Here is an 18074-nt window from a genome sequence, read left to right on the forward strand (position 1 = left end):
AGTCCTATATCAAAAAAAGGTTTGATAAAAATTAATTTATCAGACCTTTTTGTATTTTCATATATTTCAGTTCTAACTTCTAAAATCAGACTTCTAAATTTATTCTACTGTCCTCTTTTATTAAAGAAACGCAAACGAATAATTTCCCGTTCGTTCAAAAGACGATATTGTCCACGCCCTAGCGTTTCTTTGGTAAGTCCTGCATAGACAGTTCTGTCTAATCTAATTACTTCATAGCCTAAGTGAGCAAACATGCGTCTTACAATTCTGTTTTTGCCAATATGAAGCTCTACTCCTACTGAAAGACCATCAGGTGATAAAATAGCTGCACCATCTGCTTTGGCTAATCCGTCTTCAAGCTGTAAACCTTCTTTTAATTGCTCTACTTCTTCTTCCGAAAATGGCTTGTCTAATGTTACTCTGTATATTTTCTGAACTTCGTACGAAGGATGAGAAAGCTGTTTTGCCATTTCTCCGTCATTTGTAAAAAGTAAAAGTCCTGTAGTATTTCTGTCTAGTCTTCCTACTGGATAAATGCGTTCTGTGGTTGCTTTTTTGACCAAATCCATTACAGTTTTGCGTCCTTTTGGGTCACTTGTAGTTGTAATAAAATCTTTTGGCTTATTTAGAAGAACATACACAGGTTTCTCTTTGCGAAGAACTTTACCTTTATATTTTACCTCGTCGGTTGGTCTTACTTTAAAACCTAATTCTTTTACTACTTTTCCATTTACACTAATTTCTCCTTTTGCAATAAGTGTATCAGCTTCTCTACGTGAACACACACCTGAATTTGAAATGTAACGATTCAGTCTCCAAATTTCATTATTGCTGTTTGAAGAATACGAATTTTCTTTTGCTTTATCAGAAGTTATATTTTTTGCAGCAACACGAGTAGGACGTTCAAATTTTTTGTCCATTTTTTTGAAATTCTTGTCTTTACTTTTTCGATCTTCAAAACTTCTATCTTTTTGATAGGTTTTTTCAGTAGATTCTGTGCGCTCTGTTCTGTTTGTTCTTTCTGTACGTTCTGAACTAGTTGTTTTTTCTTGTCTTAATTTAGGAGCTGTTTTTTTTGAAATAGTTTTATTTTCTTCTTGCTTTAGTTTTTCATCTTGTTTCTTTTTCTCAAAATGAGGATTAGGTTTGTTCTTCGCTTTTGCAAAACGATTACTTTTCAAGTTTCCTTTTTCAGCTGATTTGAGTTTAGGTTTGAAGGCAGAATTGTTATCTAAGTTAGAATCTTTTTTTTGATTTGGCTGCTTATCGTTATTTTTCATTGAATATCTTTTCAGTTTGTTAATAAAATTACGAGCGCATCTCGCAATTGTTTTTAATGATTGGCTTTTAGTGATTGATGAAATAACTTATCTTATTCAAATTTATTTGTTATGAAATTTTAGTTATATGCATCACTAATAATTAATCACTAATCGTTAGTTTCTTCTTGATTTTTTTTGTCTTGAATAGCTTTTGTTCCTCGTTGAAATTTGAAGAGTGAAAATTCATCACCTTCTTCGTCTTCCAAATTCGATTGTAATCTAGCTTGTTTTTGTGCAGATTCTACATCTTCAGCAGACAAATCTTCTGGCATTGGCAAATCATCTAAGGAATTAATTCCGAAATAGTGCATAAACTTATCAGAAGTTCCGTACAAAATAGGACGACCAGCTGTTTTATCTTTTCCCTTAATTACTAAAAGTTCTTTTTCTAATAATTTCTGAACGGCATAGTCACAACTTACACCACGTATGGCTTCTAGTTTTGATTTTGTAATAGGCTGTTTGTAAGCAATAAGAGCAAGCGTTTCGATAGCAGATTTTGAAAGTTTACGTTTTGCTCTTTGAGTAAGCAACAAACTTATACTACTCTGAAATTCGGATTTGGTCAAGAATTGGAATCCTCCTGCAATTGCTTTTATTTCGATTGCAAAATCAGCTTGTTCATAGCGTTTTTGTAATACTTCTATAGCATCATCTATATCTTGTTTTGGAACTTCTGTACCGAAAAGCTCCTCTAAAACCTTTTGAATTTCTTTTACAGAAATAGGAGAGGGAGAACAAAAAATAAGAGATTCTATATGATTGAGTAAATATTGCACGATGAATTACGAATGGGTCACTTGTAGGGATACAAGCAACAGATATTTTGTAAGAATAAATGAATAAGAAATTTTAAATTGAGATTTTTTATTTAAAAAATCTATTTTAAACCATTACTCGTGTCTACCACGAGTGATTTAGCTACTAAAAAATCAAGTAGGCAAAGGTACGACTTTTTCCACAACTTTCTGAAAAATAGAAGACTAGAAATTTATTTTTTTTCTCATAAAATAAATTTTTAAGGCTAAAATTCATTTCGGATGTTCGTTGTTTTTTATTTTTTTATTCTTGGAAAAACACAATGCTGTTTTACTTTTCATTTGGAACGGTTATTGAATCTAGGAACAATAGTAACATTTAAATAAAATCCTGTCTTAGTACTTCGGTACGCTTTTAGTAACTATTTAATTAAAAGATAAATTAAAGACTAAAAACGAATTCAAAATACATCGAAGTATTCAACAAAAACTTAATAATACCATCATAATGAGAAAGATTTTTATAATTTTCATTGCTTTATTTTTTGCACATGTTGCAACTAATTTTACTTATGCTCAAGATGCTCAAGCTCGTACACTTTTAGATGCAATGAGCAATAAGTATAAAAAATATAATTCATTTAGAGCTACTTTTACATCAAATTTAGCAAGTGAGTCTGAAAGCATCAATGAATCGCTTACAGGAACAATTACTGTAAAAGGAAATAAATACCACCTTAAAACGCAAGGTCAAGAGATTTACAACGACCACAAAACAGTTTGGACATTTTTAGATGATGCCAACGAAGTAACTATTACAAGTTATGACGAAGCTGATGGTCTCAATCCAACTGATATTTTTGATATTTATAAAAAAGGATATAAATATGTAGTGGTAGAAGAAGTGAAAGTTGGTGGAAGAGCACACAAAGTAATTGATTTAGTTCCAGAAGATAAAAACTTACAATTCTTTAAGGTTCGTTTGACTATTGATAAAGCAAATTATAGTCTTGCAAGTTGGAATATTTTTGAAAAAAATGGACGTGTTCATTCTTACAAAATTGCTGATTTCCAACCTAATGTTTCAGTAACAGATGCTGATTTTCAGTTTAATAAAGCCAAACATCCAAATGTTGAAGAAGTAGACTTAAGATAGATACTAGTTTGTTTCAAAACGGTCAAAGATATTAGATTTTCCCTATTTACTTTTATTATAAAGTAAGTAGGGAATTTTTTTTGAATAAGTTTAAATAAAAATGAATTTTTTTTTCTATCAGATTAAACCTTCATTTTTACTTGGTATCTAACCTTACGAAAACGACTTAATCAAACTTCTTGATTGGGGTTACTTAAATTAAATGTCACTAAACTTTTTTATTTGAAAATTATGAAAACTCAAAAAAACACTTCGAACATTATTGGCAAAATTGCTCTTTTATCACTTCTTTTCTTTTTTGTTGGAATGACTACAACTTTTGCTCAAAAACGAGGAAAACGTGATAGTGATGCTACACCCACTGAAAAAGCAGAAAAACGCTCTCAAAAATGGAAAACTGAATTTGGATTGAATGATACACAAACTGCTCAACTCAAAACTGCTCTTATAACAAGAATTACAGCAACTGATGCAATAAAAAATGAGGGAAAAAGTCCTGAAAAAAGAGAGCAACGTAAAGCAATCATGACTGAGTTTGATACCCAAGTAAAAAGTATTTTTACAGATTCACAATATGCAGCTTACGAGAAAAAGAAAGCTGAGAAAAAAGATAAAATGAAAGAAAATAGAGGAAAGAGAGGGCAAGGAACAGATATGGACGATGACGGTTTTTAATGTAAATTCTGATGTTACGCAAAAGGCTACTCTGTGTGCCACAGAGCAGGGTTGAAAAAAACTAAATCCGTGTTCTGTGGCACACAGAACACTAAACTGCGTAACATCAGTAAATTGTTATTTAAGACTATCAAAGCAAAAACTTTAACTATTTATTCTCTAAGAATATTTAGTTAAAGTTTTTTTATGAGATTAGTTTATGTGTATAAAAATTCAATTTCTTTATTCTCAAAATAGCTAATTTTTCCATTTTGACCTGCTACCTCTAAGGCTAGTTTTCCTTCTGGGTTGATTCCCAAAATTTGTCCTGTAATTTTCTGATTTTTGATTTTATCTTTATAATAATGCCATTCTTGATATCGAAAAAGATGAGAAAGATAATCAGCTCTAAGTATTTCTTTTTTTCCTGCCCTTAATTGCAAATAACGTTTTTCTATAAAAAATAGAATTTCAGTTAAAATATTTTCTTTATTCCATTCTTTTCCAGTTAGTTCCTGTAATGAAATAGCTCTATTGGTAGTGTCATTTTTATCAAAAATCTGATTGATATTAATTCCAATTCCTACAATACTTTGATTTATTGATTGTGAATTGATTTGATTTTCTATCAAAATTCCTCCAATTTTTTGGTCTTTGTATTCATTCCCAACTTGATGATTTATAAAAATATCATTTGTCCATTTTATCTGAAAAGAATCAGCAATATCTGGATAATTAGTTTTCATAACTTCCTCTAGCGCATCACGAACGCCCAACGAAACAGCGATGGTAATCCAAAAAGATTCTTTTGGAGATAAAAAAGTAGGAGTAAGCAAAATAGAAAAAGTAAGATTTTGATTTTCTTGTGCTGTCCAACTATTTCCTCGTTGTCCTTTTCCTTGTGTTTGATGATTTGTCCAAAGAAGCGTTCCTTCAAAAAGTGTATTTTGTGCTTTTTTTTTCTGTTCGGTAGTATGAAAAGCCAAACTCTCGTTGGTAGACTGACAGCTTGGCAGATAAATTTGATTTTGTCCTATAAAAAGTCCCTTTGTATGAATTTTGTAATTGCTCATTGTAAATGAATATTTTGACTATAATTTACTTATTAATACTGTATCTTTGTAGTTAAACTTTTGGCTACAGTATAGTTTTTAGATACTATAAATTTGATTTTATCTCAAAATTGGAACAAAATCTTTATCCTATTTGTAATTCAAGAGTGCAAATTCGTTAATAAGTAAAAATAAATAAAATCAAAATTATGAAAGCTGCTTAAAAAATAATCGCTTTCCTCTAATTTTTGAATAAAAATACTAAATCTATACTATGACTCAAAAACAGTCTGTTACTTCACAAATGCTTTCTCAAGCTGTAGTGGCTGGTCTTCAAGACCGAAAAGGAAAATCAATTACTCTTCTTGACCTTCGTGATGTCAAAAATTCTATTGCAGATTATTTTATTATCTGTACTGGAACTTCTGATACGCACGTAGATGCACTAAAAAGCTCAGTAGAAGTAGAAACCTACAAACAATATAAACAAGACCCTTGGCACGTAGAAGGTAGAGAAAATCGTCAATGGATTTTGATGGATTATGTAGATGTTGTAGTTCATATTTTTCAAGCTGAAAAAAGAGATCGATTTGGCTTAGAAGAACTTTGGGGAGATGCAAAAATTACTCAAATTCCTGATTTGGATTAGAACAGAATAGATATAAAAAATGGTAAAAATCAGAACAGAATTTTGAATAATTCTGTTTTGTGCTTTTTTTGATAAAATGATTACAAACAATAGAACTAACTTTTCGTTTACATAACCGATAATTTAGATTCATAGTTGAATACAATTAGAAACCGAAATATAAAATAGATTTAGTATTTAGTTCATTCTAAAACAAATCCTATAAATTATACTACTTATATACTTTTTTATAAATGGCGACAGAAAAAGATACTAAAACAGAAAAAGACACCAAGGGAACAAAGAATACCAAAAACACGAAGAATCCAATTCGTAATAATATACCAAAAGGTACAGGAGGCAACTATCAAATTTGGTTGTCTGGTCTTCTGATTGCACTGATTTTGGGAGCATGGTATCTCAATCAAAGTACCACTATCAAAACTTATGAACAAGATTTTGATAAAATGGCTCGTGCTGGAGATATTGAAAGTGTAAAACTCATTACAAATAAAAATATTGTAGAGCTTACACTTACAGAAGAAGCTCTTAAAAAAGATAAATATGCAAATGAGCTAAAACAAAAAAATCCTTTTGGCGCAATTATCGAAAAACCACCTCATTATTTTTTAAATATTACAAGTGGTGAGAGTTTTAAAGAAGATTTTGATAAACTTCAAGCTGATTTGCCTGCTGATAAACGTATAAAATATGATGTAGGACAAGAAGCTGATTTTAGTGGAGTAATATTCACTTGGGGATTCTTGATTCTTATTTTGGTAGCTTTTTGGTTTTTGATGCGCAGAATGACAGGTGGAGGAGCTGGTGGACAGATATTTAATATCGGAAAAGCTAAAGTTTCTTTGTTTGATACAGAAAATAAAGTAAAAATTACTTTTGAAGATGTTGCTGGATTAGATGAGGCAAAACAAGAAGTAGAAGAAGTAGTAGATTTTCTTCGTCAGCCAACAAAATACACAGAATTAGGTGGAAAGATTCCTAAAGGTGTTCTATTAGTAGGACCTCCAGGTACTGGTAAAACATTACTAGCGAAAGCTGTTGCTGGTGAAGCTGGCGTTCCGTTTTTCTCGCTTTCAGGTTCTGATTTTGTAGAAATGTTTGTAGGTGTTGGTGCTGCTCGTGTACGTGATCTGTTCAAACAAGCAAAAGAAAAAGCTCCTTGTATTATTTTTATTGATGAAATTGATGCAATTGGTCGTTCTCGTGGTGGTGGAAAGCAACCTGGTTCGAATGATGAGCGTGAAAATACATTGAACTCTCTTTTAGTGGAAATGGATGGTTTTTCTACCGACGCAGGTGTAATTATCTTAGGAGCTACCAACCGTCCAGATGTTTTGGATAGTGCTTTGATGCGCCCAGGTCGTTTTGATAGACAAATCAGTATTGATAAACCAGATATTAAAGGAAGAGAAGCGATTTTTAAAGTTCATTTAGAGCCTTTGAAAACTGCTCCTGAAATAGATGCGAAAAAATTAGCTGCCCAAACCCCTGGTTTTGCAGGTGCAGAAATTGCAAATGTTTGTAACGAAGCTGCTTTGATTGCTGCTCGTGAAAACAAAAAAGAAATTGGAATGATTGACTTTGAAAGTGCCATTGATAGAGTTATTGGTGGACTAGAAAAGAAAAACAAAATCATTTCTCCAGAAGAAAAGAAAATTGTTGCTTACCATGAAGCAGGACATGCTGTGGCTGGTTGGTTCTTAGAGCATGCAGACCCATTGGTTAAAGTTTCTATTGTTCCTCGTGGAATTGCAGCTTTAGGATATGCACAGTATTTACCAAAAGAACAGTTTTTATATACTGTTGAACAGCTTACTGATGAAATGTGTATGGCTTTAGGTGGGCGTGCAGCCGAAGAGCTTACTTTTGGTAAAATCTCAACAGGTGCATTATCTGACCTTGAAAGAATTACAAAAATGGCATATAGTATGGTTTCTGTCTATGGAATGAATCCAAAAATTGGTAATGTTTCATTTTATGATGCACAGCGTTCAGAGTTTTCAGGAAAACCTTACTCTGATGCAACAGCCCAAATTATTGATGAAGAAGTAAAAGAAATGGTAGAGAGAGCGTATATTTTTACCAAAGAATTACTTTCAAAGCATAGAAATCATTTAGAATTAATTGCAAAAGAACTTTTAGAAAAAGAAGTATTATTTCAAAGTGATTTGGAAAAATTGATTGGCAAACGTCCGTTTGATAAACCAACAAATTATGAAAAACACACGAAAAATGGATTTGATGATGTTTTAGAGGGTAATTTAGACCCTTTGACATAATTAATATTGAATCTTAAATCAGTTTTTTATACAAAAAAGAGGCTGTCCGAAAAGTACGGATAGCCTTTTTTTTATGGTTAATTTTTTTTATTTTCGAGGTATATATACTTTTATACTAACGTTATATAGCCTATGGCAAAAGTAGTTTTCAAAAACCAAAGTGGTAAGCAGCCCGAACTTTTTCCTGTCAATATATTTGACAAAATTCCAGCTCACCATCCTGTTCGTTTAGTTGAAAAGGTGGTTGATTCATTGGATATTAGCGATTTGATTTCTCAATACAAAGGTGGAGGTTGTTCAGCTTATCATCCAAGAATGCTCGTTAAAGTGCTATTCTATTCTTATTTATCCAATATTTATTCTTGTCGTAAAATAGCTAAAGCTCTTGGGGAGAATATTCATTTTATGTATTTATCAGGCAATTCTACACCAGATTTTAGAACAATTAATGACTTTAGAGGTAAAATTTTGAAGGCACACATTCATCGTTTATTTGGAGAAGTTGTTAAAATGTTGGTTGAAATGGGTTATGTAAGTCTTGATGTTCAATATATTGATGGAACAAAAATAGAGGCTTGTTCTAATCGTTATACTTTTGTTTGGCGTGGTAGTATTGAAAAAAATAAAGAAAAGTTAGAAACTAAAGTAAATAAAATTTTATCTGATATTGAAAGTAGTATTCAATCAGATAATCAAGAAGAAAATAAAGAAGAAGTATCTACTCCATTAGATTCAGAATTATTAAAAGAAAAACTCGCTCAAATCAATAAAAAACTAAAAGAACCGAGTAAACAACAGGCAAGAGAACTAAAAAAAATGCAAGATGAATATCTTCCTAGATTAAGTAAATATGAAGAGTCTCTGAAAATTTTAGGTTGTAGAAACTCGTATAGTAAAACAGATACGGATGCTACTTTTATGCGGATGAAAGAAGATCACATGAAAAATGGACAACTCAAACCTACTTATAATGCTCAAGTGTCCACAGAAAATCAATTTATTACCCACGTTTCTATTCATCAAACGGCAGGAGATACCACCACTTTATCCTCTCATTTAGAAGGATTTGAAAATCAGTACAATAAACAAAGTAAAGAAGTAGTAGCTGATGCAGGTTATGGAAGTGAAGAAAATTATGAATTACTTGAAAAAAAAGAAATTACTGCCTACGTTAAGTACAATTATTTCCATAAAGAGCAAAAAAGGAAAATGAAAAATAATCCTTTTTTAGTTCAGAATTTATTTTACAACAAAGAATTAGATTTTTATGTCTGTCCGATGGGGCAAAGAATGAAGAAAATAAGAGATGGAAAACGTACTTCAAGTAATGGATACGAATCGCAAGTATCTTATTATCAAGCAAAAAGGTGTCAAGATTGTCCTCTTCGCAATTTATGTCATAAAGCTGAAGGCAATAGAATAATACAAGTGAATCATCGTTTAAACCAACTAAAAGAGAAAGCTAGAAATTTACTAACTAGTGAGAAAGGATTAGAGCAGCGCAGTAAACGCCCTATAGAAGTAGAAGCTGTTTTTGGGCATCTCAAATATAATAATAAGTTTAATCGATTTACTTTTAAGGGATTAGTAAAAGTAGAAATGGAGTTTCTATTGATGGCTCTTGGACATAATTTTAGAAAAATGGTGGCAAAAACTGCCGATAAGCTAAAAAATACTTTCAATTCTAAAAAATCATCTTTTTGCACCTTTTTTTATACTCAAAAAAATCACCAAAAGACAAAATTTGTTTGCATCATCAAAAAAATCAACCAAAAAGAAGAATTACAAAAAATAGCTGCATAAAAAGAGGCTGACCTTTTCGGACAGCCTCTTTGTTTTTTTATTGATTTTCCTGTTTTTTTTATTTTTCTATCACAATTCTTTCTGTATAGACTTCTTTTTTATTGATTAGTTTGAGATAATAAACTCCGTTTGGTAGTTTGTTGGTATCAATATTGATTTTTCTGTCTTTTTGTTCTTCTTTAAATGTAGTTTCAAATACTAGCTTTTGGTAGGAATTATAAAACTCTATTTTTACTTCTTCCAAACTTGCTTGTTTTTGATTTTCCTTACTATCAGCAGTAAAATCTATAGTTAGGCTTTCCTTTACAGGATTTGGATAGGTTTTGAAAAAAATACCTCCAGCACCACAATTTGTAACAGGATATTGAAAAAGTTTCCAAGCTGACCAACCACAATAACCCAACACACGCACTCTAAAAGATATAAAACCTGCTGTATGAGGTTGAATAAACATTTTGTTTTGAGAAACATAGTAAGCAAAGTTATTGGTGTTCTTTTCTACTTGAAAATTAGCACCCAATGGAGCAAATCCATTTCCTTCAAACTCAATGTAGTTTTGAGTTTCGTAGTAAGTTGTTTTACAAAACTGTACGCCTATATCAGAAGTCGTGATTATTGCTGAAGACTCTAATTGAATCTCTTTGCTTATAATAGTGCTACGACCACATATATCTGTTAAGGTATAAGAAAGAATAGATATACCTTGTTGAGAAGGTTTTGCTCTTAGGTATGCCATTGTACCTGTTCCACTAGTACCATACCCACTTCCTACCTGAAAATTATTGACTGGAGTTACACTCCAAGTAATATTTTGTACATTTGAATTTAAATTAGCTAAATTGAAGGATTCAGTGGAGTTATCACAAACTAAATCTCCATTAATTTTTACAGGTAATCCGTATATAGATTGAATTCCACTTATATCATCTTGAGATAATGACCTTCTTGCACCAGTATAAACAGCATACATTACAGCAATAAGATCTGCTGAATGGCGAAGTCCTAAAGAGTGTCCTATTTCGTGTACAGCAACACTTACTAAATCTATAGGTTGCCCACCACCAGTATTAGTATGATTTGTCCACGCTTCAGAATCGTCAAAATGAATATCGCCAGCTATAACTCCACCAGCAAGGTAGGGATCAAATGCATGAGCTAAAACCCCAGATACCCCATCAAAAGGAAATCCATCACCATGTGCTTCTGTTCCCCAAGATATTCTAATATCTGCTTGACTCTGATTAAACACTTCTTTGAAAGTTACATTGATGTGAGGTTGCCAAATAGAAAAAGCTTGTCTAACAGCATCCCATTCTGTTGTACCTGTCATATCATTAGTACCATTGAGGAACATATAGGTAACTACATTACAATTCCATTTATTTCCACTTACAGTATAATCTGTCTTATTAGCTGTATTTGATATTATGATATGGTCATTTCCATAAGGAATTTGTGCTACCAATAAAGTTGGAATTAATAAGATTAATAAAAATAATATCTGTCTCATATCTTTTGAGATTTATTTAGTTGAGTAATTAATATTTTTTCCTACGAATACTTCTGTACCACCTAGAGGTGGGTCATAAAATCCATTATATTCGTAGTAGTCACAAGAGTAGCTAATTTCTTTACCTAATAAATTACTATAATCTTCACAAAAAAGAGTAATAATAATACAATCAATAGTTCCTTCCACATGACCAAAAACAGTATAACCGTTTAGAGTAGAGTCATATTTTACTACTCCTTCTCCAGATAGACGTTTGATAAAAATATCACCTTCACAAGGATTAGTTAAAAAGCCGTCTATTCTGCTTTTTTGATAATTGCAAAGTTGTAAAAGGTCACTTGATTTTTTACTGTCTTCTAACTCATCATCTTTGCAACTAACAAATAAACTTGCTGCTGTGAGGAGTGCAAAAAATAAATATTTCATTTTCATAATAAAAAAGGATTAAATGATACAATAAAAATTTAATTGTATTTGGTTTTTGAATAAATAATAATTATCGGAGGGTTATTTTTTTTGGAGGTGCAAGGTAAAACAAAGTAATAATGTAAAAAAAGTAGATAGATTAATATAATACTATTTCAAAAAATTTATTTGATTGATATTATATACTTTTTTCAAATAAAATCCTATAAATAAAGGAATAGTACAATTATTTTAAATATTTATTGTTTGTTAAGCTGATGAGTGCTAAAAAAGAGTAAGTAAGAATTTTCGAATAGTTGCATTTTTGTTTTAATCAGCTTTGTGTTTTTAAGAATATTTGTAATACCTATTTTTATTGAAGACCCAGTATAAGTGCAGTTTAGTTGCATTATGATTAAAAAAAGTTGTATTTATTTTACAAAACAGATTCATTATTAGTTAAATAGTCAAAAAAATAAAATTGTAATATTCTGATTTGCTGATAGTTATATATCTATTAAATTTATTGAAATAATTTTATTTCTCTTCAAAAATTGTATTTGCATTTCATTTCTTGTATTTCTCTGAGAACTGTATATTTAAAAATTCTAGCTATTAACTCTAAAAAGTTGATAGCTTTTTTTTGCCATTTTTTTTAGTCCTCATATACGTTACGACCTACTCATGTAAATTTGTTGTATAAATAATTAGTAATTGCTATTTAATTTAGCAGATAATTGGTATATTAGCTTTCATAAAAGAAGAGAATATCAATTTTACTAAAAAAGTTATCATTCTCTTATACACCAAATTTACCTATTATGATTAAGCAACATTTTATTCCTACTGGTTCTTATTTACCAAAAGTGCCTATTACTAAATTCAAAACAGCGAAATTAGTAATGGTAACAGCTCACAACAACAATAAATACTATGAAATGCGACAGATTTCTGATGATATCTTTTCGGTTTCTTATGGAAGAGTAGGACAGCGAGCAGCCATAAATGAATATTCGATGTATCAATGGGAAAGCAAATACAGAGAAAAAGTACGGAAAGGGTATAAAGATGTAACACATTTATTTTTAGAAGAATTAGAAAACAAATCCTCAAAGAATAAATCAACTTCTTCTAATTTTTTAAACTCTTGGTCAGCTATCAAAAATGGAGAAGTTCGTGAGCTTTTTCGTCATCTGACACAGTATGCACAGCGTTCGATTCATCATAATTACCAAGTTTCGGCTGCTGATGTTACAATGGCACAAGTAGAAGAAGCCCAAAATGTGTTGGATAACTTAACTAAAAAAGTAGATTTTAAATCGAATAAAGTAAGCAAAAAAGACTTAGAAAATTTTGATACAATCGGATTTAACGCTCTTTTATTAGAACTCTATGGAGTTATTCCACGAAAAATGGAAAGTGTTCAGAATTATCTTTTAGAATACACAGCAGGAAAAAATGTTTCGAAACAGGTTTTACAAAAAGCTAGAAACATCTTGACACATGAACAAGAAACACTAGATGTAATGCGTGGCGAGGTAGAATTGAGATTGCAACAAGAAAAGAAAGACAATTTAAAAGCAAAAGCAACAAGAAATAAAACACAAGACGAAAAAACACTTTTAGATGCCTTAGGAATTGAAGTCAATATTTTAGATGAAAAAAAATCAGTTGATGCCATTCAAATTAAGCGTATCAAAAAAATGATGCAAGAAGAAGTTGGAAAATTTGTCAATGCATACTCAGTAAAAGACATCGCTCAAGAACAGATTTTTGCTACTGCTCTCAAAAAAAGCAAGTACAGAACAACAGATTTACTCTGGCATGGAAGTCGAAATGAAAACTGGCTTTCTATCTTAAAAACAGGTTTGGTTTTGCGTCCTACTAATGCACTTATTACAGGAAAAATGTTTGGCTACGGACTTTATTTTGCTGATAAATGCCGAAAATCTTTGAATTATACATCTCTTGCAGGTTCTTTTTGGACATCAGGAAACGATAAAAAAGCCTTTTTGGCAATTTATGAAGTACATACAGGCAGGCAACTCAAAATTGAAGAGTATGAAGATTGGTGTGCTGGTCTGACTTACGAAAATCTCAAAAAACAAAATTCAGAAGCTGATTCTCTTTTCGCAAAAGGAGGTATTGATTTATTCAATAATGAATTTATAATCTACAAAGAAAACCAATGTACAATTCGATATTTGGTCGAAGTGCATTACTAGGAAATAATTACGAATTACGATAATTACACTTAACTATTTAAAGTCAAGAGCATTATTACAATCGTAATTTTTAATTCGTAATTAGCTACGCTGACTTTCAGTTCATAATTGATTTCAAACTCTAAATATAAATCTACAATGAAAACACTCTCTTTGATTGATATACAGCTTGTTGCACACGAGCATTTCAAAAAACGTGGTTTTACAACTACTTTAGATGTAAAAAATGAACTTCGAAAAAAAGGTTTTCATGCCATTCAGTCGGAAGTTTCGCTTTGGATGGACGAACTTGCCACAGAAGAAGAATGGGATTATGAGTGTAACGGAACATTCAGAATGTATTCTTTGGGTGAAGATGAGCAGTATTCGGCAACACTTTATATGGTAAAAGGAAATACTTTTTGGGAAGGCGAACTACATGGAAAAACAATTTGGGTAACTCATGGTGCAATCGGAAGCACGATGCAGAGCCGAACTGTTCACGAACATACTTTTCCCAAAAGTCGTATTGCGTGGGCAAACTGGAAACAAATTATTACTAGAAATTATCAACATGGTTTCAAAGCTATCGAAAATCCATTTATTGCTCGTCTGCGTTTGCGTTCGTTGTACCAAAATTATAGAATGCAAACTCCTGTTTCTTGTCTTGTTTCATATAGAAATACCAAAAAATATATGGCAAAAGGCAATCAGTGGATAGAAATGCAGGGAAATTATGTTTTGGGTTGGGAACTTCCAAAACAAGAAAAAGAACTCAAAAGAATGCTTCGTAAAAAAGAATGGAACAGCGTACAAGTCAATTTTCAGACTGTTCATGTGCATCATGAAGAAACTTCTCACAAAGAACCTTTATTAGTAGAAGACCTTTCACAGCCAATTATGGAAATTGATAATTCGAATATTTATGAGATAGAATTATCGTATCCAAATGGCGAAACTCTATATTTGAGTGCTTATGATTGGCAGTGGGAAACCGAACTTTTGCCTTTGGTGCGTTGGCTGACTTTGTAGTATAAGTATATGTCTTTCAATAGTATTTAAACCCTAAGAGTCTTCGGAGACTCTTAGGGTTTTGCTATTGTGCTTTCTTCATTTTCTTAATTGCCTTTTTATATCTTTTATAGGCTTTCCAACGCTCTCTACCTCTTGAAATCATATAAATACCAACTCCAAAAGTAATTAGTCCTGCTAACATTACGCCAGCTGTTGCATAAATATCTTTGAAGTAAAAGCCTGAACCAATAGAAAAACCGAGTAAAAAGGTAAGTAACAGAGTTACACCAAATAAAATTCCTAAAATATTTAGAAAACTTCCCCAAATTATCATTCCTAGCCCATTTTTTTTAGGTTTTTCAGGGAGAACTTCTACTTTCGTTTCAACAGAATCTCTTAAAGAAATATTCTTATTTTCAATTTTACGTTTTATCTTATCTTCTGATAAAGATGATTTTTTCATTTCTGAATAATAATCCGTTTTTAGAGCAGGGCGAGAAGCCACTAGAACCATAAAAAAACCTGTAAAAAAGAAAGAAATAGAAAAAATAAATGATAAAAATAATTTCATAATGAAAAGATGGAAATGTTTGTCTATAATTTTTTTAAAGCCAGTTTGGCTTTTTGTGTAATGCTTTCTTCATATTGATGCCCTTCAAAACTAATTGCTTTTTCAAAATAGATTTTAGCTAGTTTTTTATCTTGGTTTTGATAAATAAAACCAAGTTGGAGTGCCGAATTTGCAGCAAAATAATGAATTTCATTTTGATTGTGCAAAGTAGAGTATTCAATTACATTTTTATAAAAAGGAATAGCTTGATTTAATTGACTTAGCTTATCTAAAATTCTGCCTTTTCTATATTTATATTCTAAAATAATTTCAAACTGCTTTTCTTGTTCCCACTTTTGAAGTTCTGAATTAGTGATTTGGTTTAGAGTTTCTAAGGCTTTTTGATAATTTCCTCCATCTGTCAAAATCCTTGCTTGATACAATTCTTTATTTGGTAAATGATTTGATTCGTTTACCGATTCTACAAATTTTTTAGCGTTTTTGTCTACTGCTGTTTTTGTACTTCCTTTACTTGAAATAGAAGTAAAATAATTATTTTCTTTTACATTTTGACTTGTGATTTCATTTGAATCATCGATTGTACTTTTGTTTTCCCTTAGCCATTCTATCAAAAATAATTTGTAATAACTGTCTTTAATAAAATTTCGGTTTTGAATTGAATTAAGATTCTTTAAAAAATTAAGATAATGAAATTTTGCTTTTTTGGGTTTTTCTGAATAAAAATATAATTCTGCCAAAAGATACTCTTGACTAAAATGTTCCTTTTTATCAAAAGTCAATTTATTATTTTGATAATTTCTAGCATAATTCTGCCAAGCTAAAAGAGCTGTTTTATGTGATTCATTTTTCATCAAAACTAAGCTAGAAGCCACCAAAACCAGTCTTTCAGAAGGATGTTTTTTTATTAAATTTTGAACAATCTGTTTTGACCTATCTCCACTTTTTATTAAATCTTCTACTAAATAGGTTTGAAGTAAAGCCTGCCAAAGCAAAGTTTCTTTTTGAAAAAAATGAATTTGCGAAGTGCTTTTTTGAAGGTTGTTGATTCCACTTTCCAAATTTGCTTCCATTCCAATTAAATCCAATGCCCATTTGTACTTTTGAGGAATACTTGCCAAAACAATTTGAAGCAAAGCTAATGACTTTTTTTGCTCAATAAAATGTGGAAATTCTTTTTCGTTTTCTAAAAGTAGTTTATAGGCTTGCCTAACTCGCCAAGCAGAAGCCCACTTTTCATCAAAACTAAGTTTTATTATTGCCCAATGGAGTTTTATTTCAGCTTTTGCCCATTTATATTCTTTATAATAACTGCTTTTTTTAGTATTAAATTTTTCTAATTCGTCCAGTCTAATTTCTTCATTTTTTTCTAAATTTTCATAGTTTTTTTTGTCTTCTGTCAGGAGAATAAAAAGCATATCTCTAAAATCTTCAACAACTAAATATAAAGGTGTTTTTGTTTTATTATCTTCTTCCTTTATTTGATAATTAGCATAATTAAATTTTAAATCAAAAATTTCATCATAGAGTTTTTGAGTTTCTGTTTTCGAAATAAATTCTTTCTGAACCATCAATGAGGAGTAAAGACCTCGTTGAGGATTTGAATTTTCAAAACCAAAAATATCCATACAAAAAAAAGGAGTAATTGAGAAAATCAATATTACTCCTATTCTATACATTAATTTTAAGTTGATTTTATTTATCATTAATTCTAACTTCTGAAATCTAACTTCTAACTTTGTTCTATTCCTGTACTTTTTTAGCAATTGTAGTTACCAAATCTCTAGGCAAAAATCTTGCAGACTGTGCCATCAAGGAATTAATCATTCCATGGACAGCAACTGTTTTTCCTTTCATCATGGCTTCATAACCATATTCTGCAACTTCTTCTGGAGTTGCCATACTTGACTTTGCTTTATCTAAAAATTTGCTCTCTCCCATATTGGCTGCTTCTACAAAACCTGTTCCTGTAAGCCCTGGGCAAAGTGCTGTTACTGTTATGCCATGGTCTTTCAGCTCGCTTGCAATTGCTTCTGAAAATGAAAGCACAAATGATTTTGTAGCAGCATAGACAGCAAAATAAGGCATAGGTTGAAAAGCTGCTGTTGAAGCCACATTCATAATTTTACCAAACTTAGAACTTATCATATCCTTTGAAAACAAACTGGTCAGATGCACTAATGAAATCATATTTAGTTGCATCATCGAATTGAGCTTTTCCCAATCATTTTCTATAAAATTTCCATATTCCCCAAAACCTGCATTATTTATTAAATAACTGATTTCAATATCATCATTTTGAGTTTGTTGATATAGATTTTCAATTTCTTCTGTATTGCTTAGGTCCGCTTTATAAGTCTGAACTTTTACATCGTGTGATTGTGTAAGTTCAGTAGCAAGCTCATTGAGTTTGTCAATGCTACGAGCTACCAAAACCAAATTATGTTTTTCTTTTGCCATCACATGAGCTAGTTCAAGACCAATTCCACTAGATGCGCCAGTAATAAGTGCTGCTTTCATATTTTTTTGTTTTATATTCTAATAAAAAATGAGATTATAAACAGAACAACGTTTATTGATACGACTTGTTTAAGTATTTTTTACATAAAATTTTAACAAACAGTTGTAAACACAAAAAACAGATTCTATATTGTAGATTGTTTTGAAATCCCCTTAGTATTTTTATTAATTTTAATC

General features: G+C 30.9%; 15 protein-coding genes. 7 read left to right on the forward strand and 8 right to left on the reverse strand.

The features are described 5' to 3' along the window. Nucleotides 1-104 precede the first annotated feature (104 nt). Nucleotides 105-1280 carry a pseudouridine synthase gene (locus tag V9L05_RS03795; protein ID WP_338814437.1) on the reverse strand — a complete coding sequence of 392 codons (1176 nt, stop codon included), beginning with the start codon at nt 1278-1280 and terminating at the stop codon, nt 105-107. A 149-nt stretch (nt 1281-1429) separates the two neighbouring features. Continuing rightward, nucleotides 1430-2101 carry an SMC-Scp complex subunit ScpB gene (gene scpB, locus V9L05_RS03800; protein WP_338790254.1) on the reverse strand — a complete coding sequence of 224 codons (672 nt, stop codon included), beginning with the start codon at nt 2099-2101 and terminating at the stop codon, nt 1430-1432. Between the two features lie 487 nt (nt 2102-2588). Here scpB and V9L05_RS03805 point away from each other — a divergent pair, with 487 nt between their 5' ends. Continuing rightward, complete coding sequence (locus tag V9L05_RS03805; protein WP_338790255.1) at nt 2589-3236, forward strand: outer membrane lipoprotein carrier protein LolA; 648 nt, start codon at nt 2589-2591, stop codon at nt 3234-3236. A gap of 231 nt (nt 3237-3467) precedes the next feature. Next, entirely contained in the window at nt 3468-3911 is a 444-nt protein-coding gene (locus V9L05_RS03810; RefSeq protein ID WP_338814438.1) for a hypothetical protein, read from the forward strand. Between the two features lie 197 nt (nt 3912-4108). On the opposite strand, the gene V9L05_RS03815 is transcribed toward V9L05_RS03810, so the two are convergent. Beyond that, on the reverse strand, nt 4109-4963 hold the full coding sequence (locus V9L05_RS03815) for a biotin--[acetyl-CoA-carboxylase] ligase (RefSeq protein WP_338814439.1): 855 nt from the start codon (nt 4961-4963) through the stop codon (nt 4109-4111). 253 nt (nt 4964-5216) lie between these two features. Between V9L05_RS03815 and rsfS the strand changes: the two genes are divergently transcribed. The 3 genes from rsfS to V9L05_RS03830 all read left to right on the forward strand — a co-directional run bounded on the left by rsfS (nt 5217) and on the right by V9L05_RS03830 (nt 9673). Then, entirely contained in the window at nt 5217-5591 is a 375-nt protein-coding gene (gene rsfS / locus V9L05_RS03820) for a ribosome silencing factor (protein ID WP_338790258.1), read from the forward strand. A 233-nt stretch (nt 5592-5824) separates the two neighbouring features. Further along, on the forward strand, nt 5825-7870 hold the full coding sequence (gene ftsH, locus V9L05_RS03825) for an ATP-dependent zinc metalloprotease FtsH (protein ID WP_338790259.1): 2046 nt from the start codon (nt 5825-5827) through the stop codon (nt 7868-7870). A 132-nt stretch (nt 7871-8002) separates the two neighbouring features. After that, a complete protein-coding gene (locus V9L05_RS03830; RefSeq protein WP_338812234.1) occupies nt 8003-9673 on the forward strand; it encodes an IS1182 family transposase in 1671 nt (556 codons plus the stop codon). Between the two features lie 58 nt (nt 9674-9731). On the opposite strand, the gene V9L05_RS03835 is transcribed toward V9L05_RS03830, so the two are convergent. Beyond that, entirely contained in the window at nt 9732-11183 is a 1452-nt protein-coding gene (locus V9L05_RS03835) for a matrixin family metalloprotease (protein ID WP_338814440.1), read from the reverse strand. Nucleotides 11184-11195: 12 nt separating this feature from the next. Continuing rightward, nucleotides 11196-11612 carry a hypothetical protein gene (locus tag V9L05_RS03840; RefSeq protein WP_338814441.1) on the reverse strand — a complete coding sequence of 139 codons (417 nt, stop codon included), beginning with the start codon at nt 11610-11612 and terminating at the stop codon, nt 11196-11198. A gap of 800 nt (nt 11613-12412) precedes the next feature. On the opposite strand from V9L05_RS03840, the gene V9L05_RS03845 reads away from it, so the two are divergent. Together V9L05_RS03845 and V9L05_RS03850 are read left to right on the forward strand one after the other, a co-directional pair. Next, a complete protein-coding gene (locus V9L05_RS03845; RefSeq protein WP_338814442.1) occupies nt 12413-13816 on the forward strand; it encodes an ADP-ribose polymerase in 1404 nt (467 codons plus the stop codon). A 138-nt stretch (nt 13817-13954) separates the two neighbouring features. Beyond that, the gene (locus V9L05_RS03850) at nt 13955-14827 is read left to right on the forward strand and encodes a hypothetical protein (protein WP_338814443.1); all 873 of its coding nucleotides are present in this window, start codon (nt 13955-13957) and stop codon (nt 14825-14827) included. A gap of 64 nt (nt 14828-14891) precedes the next feature. On the opposite strand, the gene V9L05_RS03855 is transcribed toward V9L05_RS03850, so the two are convergent. The 3 genes from V9L05_RS03855 to V9L05_RS03865 form a co-directional block, all read right to left on the reverse strand. Next, the gene (locus V9L05_RS03855) at nt 14892-15380 is read right to left on the reverse strand and encodes a hypothetical protein (protein ID WP_338814444.1); all 489 of its coding nucleotides are present in this window, start codon (nt 15378-15380) and stop codon (nt 14892-14894) included. A 23-nt stretch (nt 15381-15403) separates the two neighbouring features. Then, on the reverse strand, nt 15404-17056 hold the full coding sequence (locus tag V9L05_RS03860; protein WP_338814445.1) for a hypothetical protein: 1653 nt from the start codon (nt 17054-17056) through the stop codon (nt 15404-15406). 64 nt (nt 17057-17120) lie between these two features. Continuing rightward, nucleotides 17121-17897, reverse strand: a complete 777-nt coding sequence (locus V9L05_RS03865; RefSeq protein WP_338814446.1) for an SDR family oxidoreductase — start codon at nt 17895-17897, stop codon at nt 17121-17123. Nucleotides 17898-18074: the final 177 nt, after the last annotated feature.

Origin of the sequence: Bernardetia sp. Wsw4-3y2 (assembly GCF_037126295.1) — a bacterium.
In the GTDB taxonomy this organism is placed as follows: Bacteria; Bacteroidota; Bacteroidia; order Cytophagales; family Bernardetiaceae; genus Bernardetia.

Coding starts and splice junctions, on each gene's coding strand:
- V9L05_RS03810 (WP_338814438.1), top strand. CDS start 3,468: ATGAAAACTCAAAAAAACACTTCGAACATTATTGGCAAAATTGCTCTT.
- V9L05_RS03845 (WP_338814442.1), top strand. CDS start 12,413: ATGATTAAGCAACATTTTATTCCTACTGGTTCTTATTTACCAAAAGTG.
- V9L05_RS03865 (WP_338814446.1), bottom strand. CDS start 17,897: ATGAAAGCAGCACTTATTACTGGCGCATCTAGTGGAATTGGTCTTGAA.
- rsfS (WP_338790258.1), top strand. CDS start 5,217: ATGACTCAAAAACAGTCTGTTACTTCACAAATGCTTTCTCAAGCTGTA.
- ftsH (WP_338790259.1), top strand. CDS start 5,825: ATGGCGACAGAAAAAGATACTAAAACAGAAAAAGACACCAAGGGAACA.
- V9L05_RS03835 (WP_338814440.1), bottom strand. CDS start 11,183: ATGAGACAGATATTATTTTTATTAATCTTATTAATTCCAACTTTATTG.
- V9L05_RS03795 (WP_338814437.1), bottom strand. CDS start 1,280: ATGAAAAATAACGATAAGCAGCCAAATCAAAAAAAAGATTCTAACTTA.
- V9L05_RS03855 (WP_338814444.1), bottom strand. CDS start 15,380: ATGAAATTATTTTTATCATTTATTTTTTCTATTTCTTTCTTTTTTACA.
- V9L05_RS03840 (WP_338814441.1), bottom strand. CDS start 11,612: ATGAAATATTTATTTTTTGCACTCCTCACAGCAGCAAGTTTATTTGTT.
- V9L05_RS03805 (WP_338790255.1), top strand. CDS start 2,589: ATGAGAAAGATTTTTATAATTTTCATTGCTTTATTTTTTGCACATGTT.
- V9L05_RS03860 (WP_338814445.1), bottom strand. CDS start 17,056: ATGTATAGAATAGGAGTAATATTGATTTTCTCAATTACTCCTTTTTTT.
- V9L05_RS03830 (WP_338812234.1), top strand. CDS start 8,003: ATGGCAAAAGTAGTTTTCAAAAACCAAAGTGGTAAGCAGCCCGAACTT.
- V9L05_RS03815 (WP_338814439.1), bottom strand. CDS start 4,963: ATGAGCAATTACAAAATTCATACAAAGGGACTTTTTATAGGACAAAAT.
- V9L05_RS03850 (WP_338814443.1), top strand. CDS start 13,955: ATGAAAACACTCTCTTTGATTGATATACAGCTTGTTGCACACGAGCAT.